Raw genomic sequence first — 15112 nt, 5'->3', positions numbered from 1 at the left:
AGGCGGGGTCAGGGAAAGGGGCGCCCGCTGCAAAAGGAGGTGAGCGGCATGTGGAGTTCGGCTCTCAGGGCCAGCGGGCGCAGCTTTGCCGACCTGGTGTGGCCCCCGGTTTGTCCGCTGGCAGGCGAGCGTGTGGATCGAGCTGGTCACCTGTCACCGCTGCCCTGGTCGAGACTGACCTTCCTCGATGCGCCCTGGTGCGACCTGTGCGGCTGGCCCTTTCCCTACCCGGCGGGGTCCGGCGGGGCGTTGACGGCGATTTGCGCCAGCTGTGCGGCTCATCCGCCCCGTTATGACCGGGCCCGGGCGCCCCTGGCCTATGACGCGGCGATCAGCCCGCTGGTGGTCGGGTTCAAGCATGGCAGTCGCCGCGAGATGATCGACCAGTTCGGCCGCTGGATGGCGCGGGCCGGCGCCGACTGCCTCGATGGCGCCGACGCGCTCCTGCCCGTGCCGCTGCACTGGCGCCGCCTGATCGCCCGTCGCTACAACCAGTCCGCCCTGCTGGGGCAGGCCCTGGCGCGGGAGAGTGGACTGCCGTTGTGGACCGATGTCCTGCTCAGGCGGCGAGCCACGCCAAGCCAGGCCGGGCGGACCGCCCGCATGCGCAAGCGCAATGTTGCCGCCGCCTTCCACGTGCCCGACGGCAAGCGGGTCGCCGGGCAACATCTTGTGCTGGTCGATGATGTGATCACCACCGGCGCGACCGTGTCGGCCTGCGCCTATCAGCTGAAACGGGCTGGTGCCGCCTCGGTTCGTGTTGTGGCATTGTGCCGAGTTGTACGTGAAACTGATCCCACTATCTAAGGGGTTCATCTGGAGTGAGTTCATGGCTGACGTAACCATCTATACCCGACCCATGTGCGGCTATTGCGCCCGCGCGGTTTCGCTGCTCAAGCAGAAGGGCGTCAATTTCACGGAGATCGATGCCGGCTTCGAACGCGCCAAGCGCGAGGAGATGATCCAGCGCTCGAATGGCGGCCGGACCTTCCCGCAGATCTTCATCGGCGACATGCATGTCGGCGGCTGTGATGACCTGATGGCGCTGGAACGCGGCAACAAGCTCGACGCGCTGCTGCAGGCCTGACCCGTATGGACGTCGCCCTCATCCAGATGCGCTCGGGGATCGACCCGGTGGAAAATCTGGCCACCGCCAGCGCGCTGATCCGGGCCGCCGCGGCGGAGGGGGCACGCTTTGTCGCCACACCCGAGACGACGCATCTGGTCCAGAAGGATGCCGATGCGGCCTTCGCGGTGATGTGTGCGCCCGAGGACGATCCGGCCATTCCCGCTTTCGCGGCGCTGGCGAAAGAGCTCGGCATCTGGCTGCTGATCGGTTCGCTCGCGGTTCGCATTGCGGAGCGTCGGGCCGCCAATCGCAGCTTCCTGTTTTCACCGGCCGGAGAGATGGTGGCGACCTATGACAAGGCCCACATGTTCAATGTCGGCCTCGGCCAGGGCGAGACCTATCGCGAGAGCGATAACTATCAGGCTGGTGACCGGCTGGTCATGCATGATGTCGACGGCGTCCGGCTCGGCCTGTCGATCTGCTACGACGTCCGCTTCGCCTATCTCTACCGGCGCCTCGCCCAGGCTGGCGCGGAGGTCCTGACGGTCCCCGCCGCCTTCACCCGTCCGACCGGCAAGGCCCACTGGGACGTGCTCCTGCGGGCGCGGGCCGTCGAGACCGGCAGTTTCGTGCTGGCCCCGGCCCAGGGCGGCCTGCACGCCGACGGGCGCAAGACCTGGGGGCATTCGCTCATCGTCGGACCGTGGGGCGAGACCGTGGCCGAGCTCGATCATGACAATCCGGGCCTGCTGCTGGCCAGCCTCGATCTGCGCAAGGTCGCCGAGGCCCGTCGCCGGGTTCCCGCCCTGCAGCATGATCGCACCCTGACCGGACCGCTCTGACGAGCCCGCCATGATCCGCTATGCGCTTCTTTGTGACGACGGACATGACTTCGAAGCCTGGTTTTCGGATTCAGACAGCTATGACACGCAAAACGAGCGCGGTCTGGTGGAGTGCCCGCATTGCGGCTCGACCCGGATCCGCAAGGCCCTCGTGGCGCCGTCTGTTTCCACCTCGCGCAAACGCGAAGCCACAGCGGCGCACAAGATCGCCGACATGGCCTCCAGGGTCCGCGCCCATATCCGCACGAATTACGACTATGTCGGCGAGGACTTCGCCCGCGAGGCCCGGGCCATCCATGACGGTGAGAAGCCCGAACGCCTGATCTACGGCGAAGCCTCGCCGGAGGAGACCCGGGCGCTGAGCGATGACGGAATTGCGGTCACCCCGCTGCCGGACGCGCTGGCCCCAACACCGCCGAAAAAGGCGAACTAGCCCGGCTTCTCGGCGACCATCATGTAGTTCACGGCGGTGTCCTCACCGAGCGAGAACTGGTCGGTGATCGGGTTGTAGCTGACGCCGACCGGTGCGCGCAGGCTCATGCCGCCTTCCTTGAGGGCAGCACGGATCTGGCTCGGCTTGACCAGCTTGTGGAAGCGGTGTGTGCCTTTCGGCAGCCAGCCCATCACCCATTCGGCGCCGATGATGGCGAGGGCAAAAGCCTTCGATGTGCGGTTGATGGTGGCGCAGATCATCAGCCCGCCGGGCTTCACCAGGCTGGCGCAATCGACCAGAAAGGTGTGCGGATTGGCAACATGCTCCATGACTTCCAGGTTCAGCACCACGTCGAAGAGCGGCTCGTCCTGCTCGATCAGCTGCTCGGCGACGCCATGCCGGTAGTCGATCTTCAGGCCCTGCTCGCTGGCATGGACGCTGGCGGTCTTCACATTGGCTTCGGCCGCATCGACGCCGGTTACCGCGGCGCCGAGCCGGGCCATTGGTTCACAGACCAGCCCGCCGCCGCAGCCGATGTCGAGGATGCGCAAGCCCTCGAAAGGACGTTCCCCGCTCAGGCCGAAATGGGCGCAGATCGTATCGCGGATGAAACCGAGCCGGACCGGGTTGAACTTGTGGAGCGGCTTGAACTTGCTGTCCGGGTCCCACCACTCGGCGGCAATCCGGGAGAATTTCTCGACCTCTTCCGGGTCGATCGAGGGGCGGTTCAGCGTGTCGGGCGCTGTGGCGCTGGTCATGCTTTTCTCCTCGCGGGCGAAGCCGCGGCTGATTGCGTTCAGGCGTTGCGTACGGGTCGCTTCGCGCTTACCTAACCGCCAGCGCGGCGACCGCCAATGCCTCAATATGGCCCCAACGGTGCGTCTAATCGAGTGCGGTGCGACGTTATGGTCGCGGCGGGCTTACAGGGGAAGCGCGAGGGACAGGCAACATGACGCGAGTCGTGGCGAAATTCGGAGGGACTTCGGTCGGGACGATCGAGCGGATCCGCCACGCGGCGGGTCTCGTCGCTGACGCTGCAGCGCGCGGCGACATCATGACCGTGGTTGTCTCGGCCATGGCCGGCGAAACCGACCGTATCCTGGCGCTGGCCGATGCCTTCGGCAGCGGTCTGGGTGATCGCGAAACCGATGTTGCCCTCGCTGCCGGTGAACAGGTCTCCTCGGCGCTGATGGCGCTGGCCCTGCGTGAGCGCGGTCTGAAAGCGCAATCCTTCCTCGGCTGGCAACTGCCCGTCATCACCGATGGTCCGCCCGGCGCCTCGCGGATTGCCGGCATGGATGCCACGGTGCTCGAGGCCGCGATCGGCGAGGGCATCATTCCGGTGGTGGCCGGCTTCCAGGGCATTACCGAGACCGGCGAGGTGCGTACGCTGGGGCGAGGCGGAACCGACCTTTCCGCCGCCGCCCTCGCTGCCGCGCTTGATGCGCGCTGTGACATCTATACCGATGTCGACGGGGTCTACACGACCGATCCGCGGATCGAGCCGGCGGCCCGCCGGATCGATGCGATCAGCCATGACGAGATGCTCGAGCTGGCCGCCCAGGGAGCCAAGGTCCTGCAACCGCGCTCGGTCGAGTTTGCCAAGGCGCGCGGCGTTCCGATGCGGGTCTTGTCGTCCTTCCTCGAGGCGGGTGCGAGCCAGGGCACGGATGTCGTGGCCGAGACCGATATTGCCGAGCGGCGGCTTGTTTCCGGCGTGGCCTATGCCCGCGACCAGGCCCGTATCGCCCTGCATGGTGCGTCCAATCGATCCGACATGGCGGCGCGTTGCTTTGCCCGGCTGGCAGAGGCCGAGATCGGCGTCGACATGATCGTGCAGGCCCATGCCCGCCAGCCCGGCACGGTCACGATCGAGTTCTCCGTGGCCCACCGTGATCTGGATCGCGCGCATGCGGCGCTGGAAGATGCGATGACGGGCGTGCGGATTTCGGCGGAGACCGGTCTGGCCAAGGTATCCGTGGTCGGTGCCGGCCTGCGTCAGCGGGCTGATGTTGCCCGATCCCTGTTTGCGGTACTGGGTGAGCAGGATATAGCCGTGAAAGTCCTCGCCACCTCCGAGATCAAGATCTCGGCCCTGATCGAGAATGATGCCGTTGAACGCGCAGTCCGGGCCTTGCACGCGGCCTATGGTTTGGATCAGGTGTAGGCATGGAAGACATGACCCCAAAACCGGCCCGCGATCCGCGCAACCTGCTCAAGCGCATGCGCCAGCTCATGGCGGTGCAGGAAAACGCCCAGGCCCGCCTCGACCATCTGACGGCCCTGATCGCTGAAGAGGCCGGCTGGGACGTCTGTTCGATCTATCTCGCACGCCAATCCAACGCGCTCGAATTGTGCGCCACCTTTGGTCTCAAGCGCGAAGCCGTCCACACCGTTCGCCTGCAGCCGGGCGAGGGCCTTGTCGGTCTGGTCGCCCGCCGGGCCCGGCCGTTATCGACCTCGAATGCCCGGGCCCATCCGGCTTTCTCCTACAAGCCGGAGACCGGTGAGGAGCCGTTTGACACCTTTGTCGGCGTCCCCATCCTGCGCGGTGGCCGCATGGTCGGTGTCCTGACCGCCCAGACCTCGGTCGAGCGCCAGGTTGCGAGCGACGAGATCGAGACGCTGCAGACGGTCGCCATGGTGCTGGCCGAGATCGTGGCGTCCGGGGATATCGTCGACGCGGCGGAAATGGCCGGGCTCGATGTCCGCCAGTCGCGTCCGGAGCGCTTTCAGGGCGGGGCCTATTCCGGCGGTGTCGCGCAGGGCGTTGCCGTCCTGTTTGAGCCGCATGTCGAATCAACCCGCCTGATCGCCGATGATCCGGCCAAGGAGGAGGTCCGGCTCGAGGCCGCGATCAAGTCCCTGCGCAGTGCCATCGACGAGATGCTGGAAGGCGGCCGGATCCCGTTTGGCGGCCCGACCCGCGATGTGCTGCAGGCCTACCGCATGTTCGCCCATGACCGCGGCTGGATGGAGCGCTTGCGGGAGGCCGTTCGCCGGGGCCTGACCGCGGAAGCCGCTGTCGAGCGGGTTCGGAACGAGAACCGGGCCCGCCTGATGAAGGCGTCCGACCAGATGTTCCGCGAGCGCCTGCATGATCTCGAGGATCTCGCCAACCGCCTGCTGCGCCATCTGGGCGGCGACGGCAGGGCGCTGGAACTGCCCGACAATGCCATCATCATCGCCCGCAATATCGGGCCGGCGGAACTGCTCGAGTTCGACCGCACCAAGCTGAAGGGGATTGCGCTGGAGGAGGGGTCTGCCTCCTCGCATGCGGCCATTGTCGCCAAGGCCCTGCGCATCCCCCTGGTCGGCCGCCTCGAAGGCGCGCTGGACCGGGCCGAAACCGGGGACCCGGTCATTCTCGATGGTGAGTTCGGCATTCTGCACATCCGCCCGCAGCCGGATGTGGTCGAGACCTATGAGGCCCGGGTCACGGCCCTGTCGGAACGCCGCCAGGCCTATGCCGAATTGCGCGGCCCGTCGGTCAGTGCCGATGGTCAGCGCATCGGCCTGCACATGAATGCCGGCCTGCTGATCGAGTTGACGGCGCTGGAGGAGACCGGCGCTGACGGCGTCGGCCTGTTCCGGACCGAGTTCCAGTTCATGGTCGCAGAGACCCTGCCACGCCTGTCTGCGCAGTCGGCGGTCTACAAGTCCGTGCTCGATGCCGCGGGAGACAAGCCGGTGATCTTCCGGACCCTCGACCTGGGCGGCGACAAGGTGGCACCGTTTGCGCCGTCGACCGTGGAGCCCAATCCGGCGCTCGGCTGGCGGGCGATCCGCATGGGTCTCGATCGTCCGGGCCTGCTGCGCTACCAGCTGCGCGCCCTGATCATCGCGGCAGCAGGGCGCCCGTTGAATGTGATGTTCCCGATGATTGCCGCCCCCTGGGAAGCCCGCGCGGCGCGCAAGATGCTGGACCGCGAGCTCGACCATGCCCGCCATGCCGGTCACGAGCTGCCGTCCGAGGTGCGCTGCGGCATCATGCTGGAGACACCCGGCATGGCGTGGGCGCTGCAATACGCGCTCGACGATGTCGATTTCGTCTCCGTTGGTGCCAATGACCTGATGCAGTATTTTTACGCCGCCGATCGTCAGAATACGCGTGTCTCGGAACGGTACGATGTGCTGGCCCCGGCCGCACTCGACCTGCTCAAACACGTGCGGGATCTGTGCGCCAAACACGACACGCCGGTCTCGGTCTGTGGTGAAATCGCCGCCAAGCCGCTGGAGGCCGCCGTGCTGATCGGGCTTGGTTATCAAAGTCTTTCCATGGCGCCGGGCAATATCGGGCCGATCAAGAAACTGGTCTCCGGTCTCGATGTCGGCAAACTTGGCACCTGGCTTGCGAGCCATCGTCATCAGCCCGTGGACAGTTTGCGTCCCCTCCTCATCGAGGCGGGAGAAAACGCCGGACTTCCCCGCGAGGCCATTGATAATGGACGAGAGATTTGATCTTATAACGTTGCGTTAAGGATTTTCCCTTTCAGACGCGTTGTGAGTGACGATCGCTCCGGCAAGGATGAGCGGCGGTATGGTGATGGTGAGTCAGACGCCCAGTACGGACTTTGTTCCCGTTGATGCCGTCTATTCCGATGACGGCGTTGGCTATGTGCAGTTGTCAGCCGGTGAACGCCTCCGCGAAGCCCGTCACAAGCTCAATCTCACACTGGAACAGGCTGCCGAACGGACCCGCGTCCGTTCCGACTATCTCGACGCCATCGAGACCATGGACCCGCGCGGCCTTCCGGCCCGGGCCTATGCCATCGGCTATCTGCGCACCTATGCCAGCTTCCTGAACCTGGATGCCGGCGGCATTGTCGAGCAGTTCAAGCGCGAGGTGGATACCGAGACCGGTCGGGCCCAGCCCAGCGCTGCAGCCAAGACCCGCGACCCGATCAAGCTGCCCCGCGGCGCCATTGGTGCGCTGCTGATCCTGGCCGCTGTTGGCGGCGCAGCCTGGTGGTATTCCGAGCAATTTGCCGGTGGCACCGGTCTGACCAACATGCCGTCTCCGCCGGACGCGGCGCCCGACTGGGCCCGGGCTGATTTCCGCACCGGTCGCGTGGCGGTCAGTGTCGATGAAATCTGGTCCGGCCTGCCGCTTGGCGAAACGGCCGCCGCCTCGGGACAGGTCGTGATGCGCGCTGTGCTGCCGACCTGGCTGGAAGTGCGCGATGCTTCCGGACGGATCCTGTTCTCGCGTGAGCTGGCCATTGGCGAGGTCTATCGCGCACTCGAGCCGGGGCTGACCGTGTCGGCCGCCAATGCCGGCGCGATCGAAATCATGCGCAATGGCGAGCCTGTCGGCCTGCTCGGCGATGCCGGCGTACCGGTCGAGGACCTGCCGGTTATGGCGCAACTGGATCCGGCTGACCTCCAGCCGCAGTAAATTGCCGCACCCCCGGTCGCACACCGGTCATATTGACGCTATATCCAGCTCGTGTTCCGGTTCGCCGCCTTGATGGGAACCGTGAGGGAGAGTGTCGATGTCGTCTTCCAGTCCCGATCCGCGCAGCGTCCGCCCCTGGCGGATGATTGACCGTCGCAAGAGCCGCAAGATTACCGTTGGCGGGCTCGAAATCGGTGGCGATGCGCCGATCAGTGTCCAGACCATGACCAATACGCCGACCTCCGATGCCGGCGCCACGATCGACCAGATCCGGCGTTGCGAGGAGGCGGGGGTCGACCTGGTTCGCGTGTCCTGCCCCGACGAGGACTCGACGGCGGCTTTCAGGACGATCGCCAAGGCGGCCAAGGTGCCCCTGATCGCGGATATCCATTTCCACTACAAGCGCGGCATCGAAGCCGCCGAGGCCGGCGCCGCCTGCCTACGGATCAATCCCGGCAATATCGGTTCGATGGACCGGGTGAAGGACGTCGTCCAGGCGGCGCGCGACCATGGCTGCGCGATCCGCATCGGGGTCAATGCCGGATCCCTGGAGCGTCACCTGCTGGAGAAGTATGGCGAGCCCTGTCCGGAAGCGATGGTCGAAAGCGCGCTCGACCATGCCCGCATCCTCGATGATCTCGACTTCCGCAATTACAAGATTTCGGTCAAGGCATCGGACACCTTTCTCACCGTCGCCGCTTACCAGGCGCTGTCCGAAGCGACTGATGCGCCGCTCCATCTCGGTGTCACCGAGGCCGGCGGCACACGGATCGGAACGGTCAAATCCTCCATCGGTATCGGTTCGCTGCTTTGGGCCGGGATCGGCGATACGGTCCGGGTCTCGCTCTCGGCCGAGCCCGAGGAGGAGGTCAAGGTCGGCTTCGATATCCTCAAATCGCTGGGGCTGCGGACCCGCGGCGTCAATATCATCGCCTGCCCGTCCTGTGCGCGGCAGGGCTTTGACGTGATCCGCACGGTCGAGACCCTGGAGAACCGTCTGGCCCACATCGCCGAGCCGATCTCGCTGTCGATCATCGGCTGCGTGGTCAACGGACCCGGCGAAGCGCTGATGACCGATCTCGGTTTCACCGGCGGCGGTGCCGGTCGCGGCAAGATGTATGTCTCCGGACGGCCCGACCACAATGTCTCCAACGAGGAGATGGTCGAGCATATCGTCGAGATGGTGGAGGCCCGGGCCGCATTGCTGCGGGCCGAGCGTGAGGCGGTCGAGGCGGCCGAGTAGATCGCCAGTCCTCGCCCTGGCCATGGGATTGTGTTGTAGGAGTTCGAGATGACGGCTGTGACGGTTTACGGGCTGAAGACGTGCGATAGCTGCAAGAAGGCCCTGAAAGCGCTGGAGGGGGCCGGCCTGCCTCACACATTCGTCGACATCCGCGAGGGCGTGGACCGGGTGGTGAAGGTTCCCGACTGGCTCGACGCGGTCGGGGCCACGGCGCTGGTCAACACACGCTCGACCACCTGGCGCAACATGTCGGGCGAGGATCGCGAGCTGGCGACCCATGATCCGGCCGGTGTGCTGATCGCCCATCCGACCCTGATGAAACGCCCGGTCATCGAGGCCGGGTCCGTCATTACCGTGGGCTGGAATGCGACCAGCCTCGACGCGCTGCTGGCTGGCGCGGCGGAATGACTGCGGCGCTGAAAGCGCGCTGCGATCTTGATCTCGGCTTTCCCTTCCATCACGAGATGGCGCCCGCCGATCGGCTCGAGGCCGTGGCGGCGTGGATGCGCGCCGAAGCGCTGGGCGCCGAGGCTTATTTGACGGGCCCCTCGGTGGCGCGTCTCGAGGCGCGCATCGCCGGGATGTTCGGCAAGCCGGCGGCGGCCTGGTTCCCGACCGGGACAATGGCGCAAGGCGTCGCGGCGCGGCTGCATTGTGAGGCGAGCGGCGATACGCGGCTTGGCCTGCATCCGACCTCCCATCTCGTCCTGCACGAGGAAGACGGCCATATCCATCTGCACGGGCTGGACCCGGTCATGATGGGCGACTGGTCACGGCCGCTACGGGCCGAAGATCTGCCGGCCGCCGCCGGGTGCGCCTTCATCGAATTGCCGCAGCGCCAGAATGGCGGCGCCCTGCCGGACCGGGACGAGCTGGTCGCGATCAAGACGCGGGCGAAAGCGCTTGGCCTGCCGCTGCACATGGATGGTGCTCGCATATGGGGTCTGCCCTCGGCCTGGCCGGGTCAGGACCTGGCGGCAATCTGTGACGGCTTCGCGTCGGTCTATGCCTCCTTCTACAAGGATCTCGGTGCCTCGGGCGGGGCCATCTTGGCCGGTGAGGCCGACTTCATCGACGAGGCCCGGATCTGGCGGGCGCGGATGGGTGGGCGGCTGGTCTCGGCCTGGCCGATGGTGCCCGACGCCCTGCGTGCGCTCGATCTGCGGCTCCCGCAAATGCCGGCCTTTGTCGAGCGGGCCCGCCTGATCGCGGCCGGCGTTGGCGCCTGTGACAACCTCGAGATCACCCCCGACCCGCCGGCGGTGAATACGATGCACCTGCGTCTGGACTGCGATCTCGGGACCGCCGAGGCCGCCCGTGACGCAGCCGCCGAGGCGACCGGTGTCTGGCTCGGCAATCGTTTCTGGCATTTCCCGCATGACCCGGTTCCGGCGCTCGAGCTGACCATCGGCGAGCGTGCCCTGGATGCCGATCCCGAGCGCATCATCGCGGCGATCAGGGTAATGGCGGGGCATGCCGCCCGAGCTCATTCAACCAGCGCATAAAGCGCCAGCGTCACTTCCATCGCCTCACCCTCACGGATCAGGCTGAGATCGAGCGTGGTCGCCGCGTCCGGATCGAGGTCGCAATTGCGGGTCCGCATCGGATTTCCGTTGAAGTGGGTGATGAAGTCACCCGTCTCGACCCCGGCATCGAAGGCCGGTGAATTGGCGATCACCGCCGCCACCCGCATCCCGTCGCCTTCCGGCACCAGGACCAGACCGTGCGTGACCAGCGGTTCGAAGCGGATCGGTAAGGCCGGATCATTGCGGATGATGCGGACCCGCTCATGGCGCTGGTCGAAGGTCCAGCTGAAGTGACGCATCACCGCGCCGCCGAGGATCTCGGTTTCGGGCGTCGACTGGACCACCGGCTGTTCGAGCTCATGGCCTCCGATCCACAGGCTGTCGCTGAGCCGCGCCGAGGAGCGCGGCTCGATCTCGGCGAAACGCACCGCGGCCCCGGTCGCCCGGGGCGGGGACACCGTGTCATAGCGCTCGATCCGGCGCAGCACGATCGGGCTCAGCGCGGCACCGCTATCGATCAGCAGGCGGCGGCTGCCATTCGGGAACGCGACCCGCAGCCAGGGTCTTGTGTCGGGGCCGTTGGCGTCAAACACGGTCTCGCCATCCGGGCGCGGCAATTCACCGGAGACCACCCGCATTTCGCCGGCCGCATAATCCAGCGTCAGCAGCACGTCATCGAAGGCGCCATATTCGAGAATGCCGTCGATCTGCCGACCCAGCGCGATCGAGAGATGGTCGAGGTCGCGGATCCGCGCCTGCAGGCCGGTGATGCGCAGCTCGCCGCTCGTCAGCGTCCCGAAATTGGCGCGCGCATTGCGGCTGAGCCGCTGGCCGGAGACCCGCTCGAGACTGTCGGGATCGACAAAGGTGGCCGAGGCGCCGGTGTCGTAGAGGAACCAGAGCGTCCTGTCGGCGGCGTCCTCGCCGTCGCGAAGCTCGAGTGTGACGGGCAGGAAAAAATAGCCGCGGCAAACTTCCGCTGGCAGGGTGATCGGCGTCTCGATCTGGGCCGCAGCCGGTGCCAGTGACTTGCCTGTCACAAGGAGGGCGATTATCAGGATCGTAATCCGTTTCATGCCTGTCTCCCTGTCGGCTGTCGGCAGGATACGATAGCCCGCCTTGTTCCCAAGTCTGCCCTCTTCTCAAACCCGACCCACCATCATGTCCAGAATGTCCAAGCCTGCCATCAAGTCCATCTGCGTTTATTGCGGGTCCAATTCCGGCAAGGATCCGGCTTTTCTGACCATCGCCGACCGGCTCGGCGAAGTGATGGCACTGCGCGGCATCCAGCTGGTCTATGGCGGCGGGCAGGTCGGACTGATGGGCCGCATCGCCGACGCGACACTGGCCGCCGGTGGCCGGGTCGTCGGGGTCATCCCGGAATTCCTTGCCCTCAAGGAAATCGCCCACATGGAGCTCTCCGAGCTTCATGTCGTGCGCTCCATGCATGCCCGCAAGGCCAAGATGGTGAGACTGTCGCAAGCCTTCATCGCCATGCCCGGCGGTATCGGTACGATGGAGGAATTGTTCGAGATCTGGACCTGGTCACAGCTCGGCCAGCACCGTCATCCGGTCGGCCTCCTGAATGTGAACGGCTATTTCGACGACCTCGTCGCCTTCCTCGACCGGATGACCGATCAGGGCTTCCTCGCCCCGCAACACCGCGGTGCATTGATCGTCTCCGATCGTGTGACCACGCTGCTGGATGCGTTCGAGCAGTACGAAGCCCCGCCGGCCGATGTGCGGATCAAGATGGGTCAGACCTGAGAGCGGAGATGCAGGATCAACGCGCGTGAGGGCTGCAGCCAAGAGGCTCCATCGCGACGCGTTCATCAGACAAGTCTCCCGCCCAGCGCCCATCCGCGCCACGGCGCGATCGCCTGGCGTTGTGGGCAGTTGAGGGGTGCGAGGTGCCTTGCCGGTGCCTTGCTATGGAAGTTGTGTAGGTGGCGCCGGGGGCACCTCGCACACGGAGATTTGGTCGGAGCCGTTACCGGCCCCGTCTCGAAACCGACAGGAACAAACGGTCGAGCTTTGTGCCGCCGTCCTGCCGATGGCCACGCCGGGTTTTGTGGTGGTCAAATCCACAAGACCGGACGAGCTCCGCAATCCCCGCACCCCCGGATAACCGGTCCGAGCCTCGAGTTGGCGCGGGAACGGGAGAAGTATGGGGTATCAGCGAAGGGGGGCGGATAAGGTTTTTGGGAAAGCGCGGATTTGCAGTGGGTTAGAGCGGCGCGGCGGGGGATAACCTGCCCCTCCTCGGTCGGGAAGCAGGAAGGAGGGTGTGGATGGTTTGGGATGCCCCCACTTCCCCACCGTCATCCCACGGTCGCGGCAAGGCCGCGATCCGGGGGACCTCAGCCAGGCCGTCGACGGGGAAGCACAGGTCCCCCGGATGCCCGCTACGCGGTCACCGTGGGATGACGATGTAGAGGGGTGTTGCGAAGAGCGTGCCGGCGCTCGCTTCGCCCTTCAACCCTTGCCGGGAGTGCGCCGCATCCGCTCCAACACCATCACCCCAATTCCCCACCGTCATCCCACGGTCGCGGCAAGGCCGCGATCCGGGGGACCCCAGCCAGGCCGTCGACGGGGAAGCACAGGTCCCCCGGATGCCCGCTTCGCGGCCACCGTGGGATGACGGAGTAGAGGGGTGTTGCGAAGAGCGTGCCGGCGCCCGCTTCGCCCTTCACCCCTTGCCGGGAGTGCGCCGCATCCGCTCCAACACCATCACCCCAATTCCCCACCGTCATCCCCCGGCTTGTCCGGGGGACCTCAGCCAGGCCGTCGACGGGGAAGCACAGGTCCCCCGGATGCCCGCTGCGCGGTCACCGTGGGATGACGGTGGGGTTGGGTTTCGCGACATGCCCCGGCCTCGTCGGCGCGGATAACCCAGCCTGCGGGCCTGACCGACTGGCGGACCGTTTTCAGTCCCCGACAGTCCCTCCGCCGCTCGCCGGCTCTTAAACCTCAATCCCCAACTCCCCCCAGATCGCGTCCACCCGGGCTTTCGTGGCGTCGTCCATGTCGAGCTTTTCGCCCCATTCGCGGGTGGTTTCATTGCCCGTCTTGTTCGTCGCATCGAGACCGATCTTGGAGCCGAGGCCGGATACCGGTGAGGCAAAGTCGAGATAATCGATGGGGGTGTTCTCGACGGTAACGATGTCGCGGGCCGGGTCCATGCGGGTCGAGACGGCCCACATCACATCCTTCCAGTCACGCGCATTGATGTCGTCATCCACGACGATGATCCACTTGGTGTACATGAACTGGCGCAGGAAGGACCAGGCCCCCATCATCACGCGCTTGGCGTGGCCGGCATAGGCCTTCTTCATCGAGATCACGGCGATGCGGTAGGAACAGCCCTCCGGCGGCAGCCAGAAATCGAGGATCTCCGGGTATTGTTGCTGCAGGAGGGGGATGAAGACCTCGTTCAGCGCCTCGCCGAGAATGGCCGGCTCGTCGGGCGGGCGGCCGGTATAGGTGGTCAGATAGATCGGATCCTTGCGCATGGTGATGGCGCTGATCCGGAAGACCGGAAAATGCTCGACCGAATTGTAATAGCCGGTGTGGTCGCCATAAGGGCCTTCCGGGCCGTACTCGTCGAGCAGGACATGGCCCTCGAGGATGATCTCGGCGTCGGCGGGGACTTTCAGCGGGACCGTCTTGCAGTCGACCAGCTCGGCCTTCTTGCCACGCAATATGCCGGCGAACTGGTATTCCGACAGGGTGTCCGGGATCGGCGTGACGGCGGCGAGGATGGTGCCCGGATCGGCGCCGAGGACGACGGCCGCAGGCAGCGGGTCGGGCTTCTTGTCCTTCCAGCGCTGATAGTGCTGGGCGCCGCCGCGATGCTTGAGCCAGCGCATCAGGGTGCGGTCCTTGCCCAGCTTCTGCATGCGATAGATGCCGAGATTGAAATCATCCTGCTTGTCGTCGGACGGGCCCTTGGTGACGACCAGCGGCCAGGTGATCAGCGGCGCCGGTTCGCCGGGCCAGCAGGTCTGGATCGGCAAGCGGTCGAGATCAATCTCATCGCCGGTCAGCACGACCTCCTGGCAGGGCGCCTTCTTCACGGTCTTCGGGCGCATCGACATCACGGTCTTGGCCAGCGGCAAAAGCGCCATGGCTTCCTTGACGCCGCGCGGCGGCTCGGGCTGGCGCAGGAAGGCGAGCAGCTCGCCGACCTCACGCAGCTCGGCCCCGGTTGTGCGCGCCTGACCGCCCAGCGTGACCGCCTGGGCGACCCGCTTGACGGTGCCGAACAGGTTCACGAGGCACGGCATCTCGCTCTTCTCGCCACGCTCATTGATGACATTTTCGAACAGGATGGCCGGGCCGCCCGCATGCAGGGTGCGCTTGTGGATCTCGGTCATTTCCAGCTCGGTGGAGACCGGCGTGGTGACGCGCACCAGATCGCCCTCGGCTTCCAGCTGGTCGAGAAATTCCCTGAGCGATTGATAGGCCATCGGTGCGGTCCTGCTTTGTTGTGGGCCTGAAACTGCAACTTCGTCGCGGAAAGTCCAGAGCGCTTTGCGTCGCAGCATCAACAGCCTGGCCGCCGGGACACGTATTTGAACAAAATTCGAGACAATTACGGG

14 protein-coding genes are annotated in these 15112 nt (G+C 65.9%); 11 read left to right on the top strand and 3 right to left on the bottom strand.

Features of this window, described 5'->3' with window-relative positions; translation table 11 throughout:
• The first annotated feature begins 48 nt into the window (after window positions 1-48).
• The 4 genes from AAA969_RS11375 to AAA969_RS11360 are packed head-to-tail and all read left to right on the top strand — an operon-like array spanning window position 49 to window position 2344.
• Complete coding sequence (locus AAA969_RS11375; protein ID WP_338246180.1) at window positions 49-807, top strand: ComF family protein; 759 nt, start codon at window positions 49-51, stop codon at window positions 805-807.
• 22 nt (window positions 808-829) lie between these two features.
• Window positions 830-1087 carry a glutaredoxin 3 gene (gene grxC, locus AAA969_RS11370; RefSeq protein WP_338246179.1) on the top strand — a complete coding sequence of 86 codons (258 nt, stop codon included), beginning with the start codon at window positions 830-832 and terminating at the stop codon, window positions 1085-1087.
• Between the two features lie 5 nt (window positions 1088-1092).
• Window positions 1093-1911, top strand: a complete 819-nt coding sequence (locus tag AAA969_RS11365) for a carbon-nitrogen hydrolase family protein (RefSeq protein ID WP_338246178.1) — start codon at window positions 1093-1095, stop codon at window positions 1909-1911.
• A 10-nt stretch (window positions 1912-1921) separates the two neighbouring features.
• Window positions 1922-2344, top strand: coding sequence for a DUF1178 family protein (locus tag AAA969_RS11360; protein ID WP_338246177.1), 423 nt, complete (start codon window positions 1922-1924; stop codon window positions 2342-2344).
• Here the strand turns inward: AAA969_RS11360 and ubiG are convergent.
• On the bottom strand, window positions 2341-3102 hold the full coding sequence (gene ubiG, locus AAA969_RS11355) for a bifunctional 2-polyprenyl-6-hydroxyphenol methylase/3-demethylubiquinol 3-O-methyltransferase UbiG (protein ID WP_338246176.1): 762 nt from the start codon (window positions 3100-3102) through the stop codon (window positions 2341-2343). The genes AAA969_RS11360 and ubiG overlap by 4 nt on opposite strands.
• 191 nt (window positions 3103-3293) lie before the next feature.
• Between ubiG and AAA969_RS11350 the strand changes: the two genes are divergently transcribed.
• The 6 genes from AAA969_RS11350 to AAA969_RS11325 all read left to right on the top strand — a co-directional run bounded on the left by AAA969_RS11350 (window position 3294) and on the right by AAA969_RS11325 (window position 10490).
• The gene (locus AAA969_RS11350; protein WP_338246175.1) at window positions 3294-4511 is read left to right on the top strand and encodes an aspartate kinase; all 1218 of its coding nucleotides are present in this window, start codon (window positions 3294-3296) and stop codon (window positions 4509-4511) included.
• A gap of 2 nt (window positions 4512-4513) precedes the next feature.
• A complete protein-coding gene (gene ptsP / locus AAA969_RS11345) occupies window positions 4514-6805 on the top strand; it encodes a phosphoenolpyruvate--protein phosphotransferase (RefSeq protein ID WP_338246174.1) in 2292 nt (763 codons plus the stop codon).
• A 79-nt stretch (window positions 6806-6884) separates the two neighbouring features.
• Window positions 6885-7742 carry a helix-turn-helix domain-containing protein gene (locus tag AAA969_RS11340; protein ID WP_338246173.1) on the top strand — a complete coding sequence of 286 codons (858 nt, stop codon included), beginning with the start codon at window positions 6885-6887 and terminating at the stop codon, window positions 7740-7742.
• Between the two features lie 97 nt (window positions 7743-7839).
• A complete protein-coding gene (gene ispG, locus AAA969_RS11335; RefSeq protein ID WP_338246172.1) occupies window positions 7840-8985 on the top strand; it encodes a flavodoxin-dependent (E)-4-hydroxy-3-methylbut-2-enyl-diphosphate synthase in 1146 nt (381 codons plus the stop codon).
• Window positions 8986-9033: 48 nt separating this feature from the next.
• Window positions 9034-9393 carry an ArsC/Spx/MgsR family protein gene (locus tag AAA969_RS11330; RefSeq protein ID WP_338246171.1) on the top strand — a complete coding sequence of 120 codons (360 nt, stop codon included), beginning with the start codon at window positions 9034-9036 and terminating at the stop codon, window positions 9391-9393.
• Window positions 9390-10490: a threonine aldolase family protein gene (locus AAA969_RS11325; protein WP_338246170.1), complete on the top strand. Its 1101-nt coding sequence runs from the start codon at window positions 9390-9392 to the stop codon at window positions 10488-10490. Before AAA969_RS11330 ends, AAA969_RS11325 begins: the two co-directional genes overlap by 4 nt.
• On the opposite strand, the gene AAA969_RS11320 is transcribed toward AAA969_RS11325, so the two are convergent.
• On the bottom strand, window positions 10472-11587 hold the full coding sequence (locus tag AAA969_RS11320; protein ID WP_338246169.1) for a hypothetical protein: 1116 nt from the start codon (window positions 11585-11587) through the stop codon (window positions 10472-10474). The genes AAA969_RS11325 and AAA969_RS11320 overlap by 19 nt on opposite strands.
• A 94-nt stretch (window positions 11588-11681) precedes the next feature.
• Between AAA969_RS11320 and AAA969_RS11315 the strand changes: the two genes are divergently transcribed.
• Window positions 11682-12278: a TIGR00730 family Rossman fold protein gene (locus AAA969_RS11315; RefSeq protein WP_338246168.1), complete on the top strand. Its 597-nt coding sequence runs from the start codon at window positions 11682-11684 to the stop codon at window positions 12276-12278.
• 1196 nt (window positions 12279-13474) lie between these two features.
• On the opposite strand, the gene AAA969_RS11310 is transcribed toward AAA969_RS11315, so the two are convergent.
• Window positions 13475-14980, bottom strand: a complete 1506-nt coding sequence (locus AAA969_RS11310) for a UbiD family decarboxylase (RefSeq protein ID WP_338246167.1) — start codon at window positions 14978-14980, stop codon at window positions 13475-13477.
• Window positions 14981-15112: the final 132 nt, after the last annotated feature.

The organism is Maricaulis maris, assembly GCF_036322705.1.
Taxonomy (GTDB): Bacteria; Pseudomonadota; Alphaproteobacteria; order Caulobacterales; family Maricaulaceae; genus Maricaulis; species Maricaulis maris_B.
Note: the sequence above shows the minus strand (reverse complement) of the source record. Positions and strands in the feature narration are given on the sequence as shown.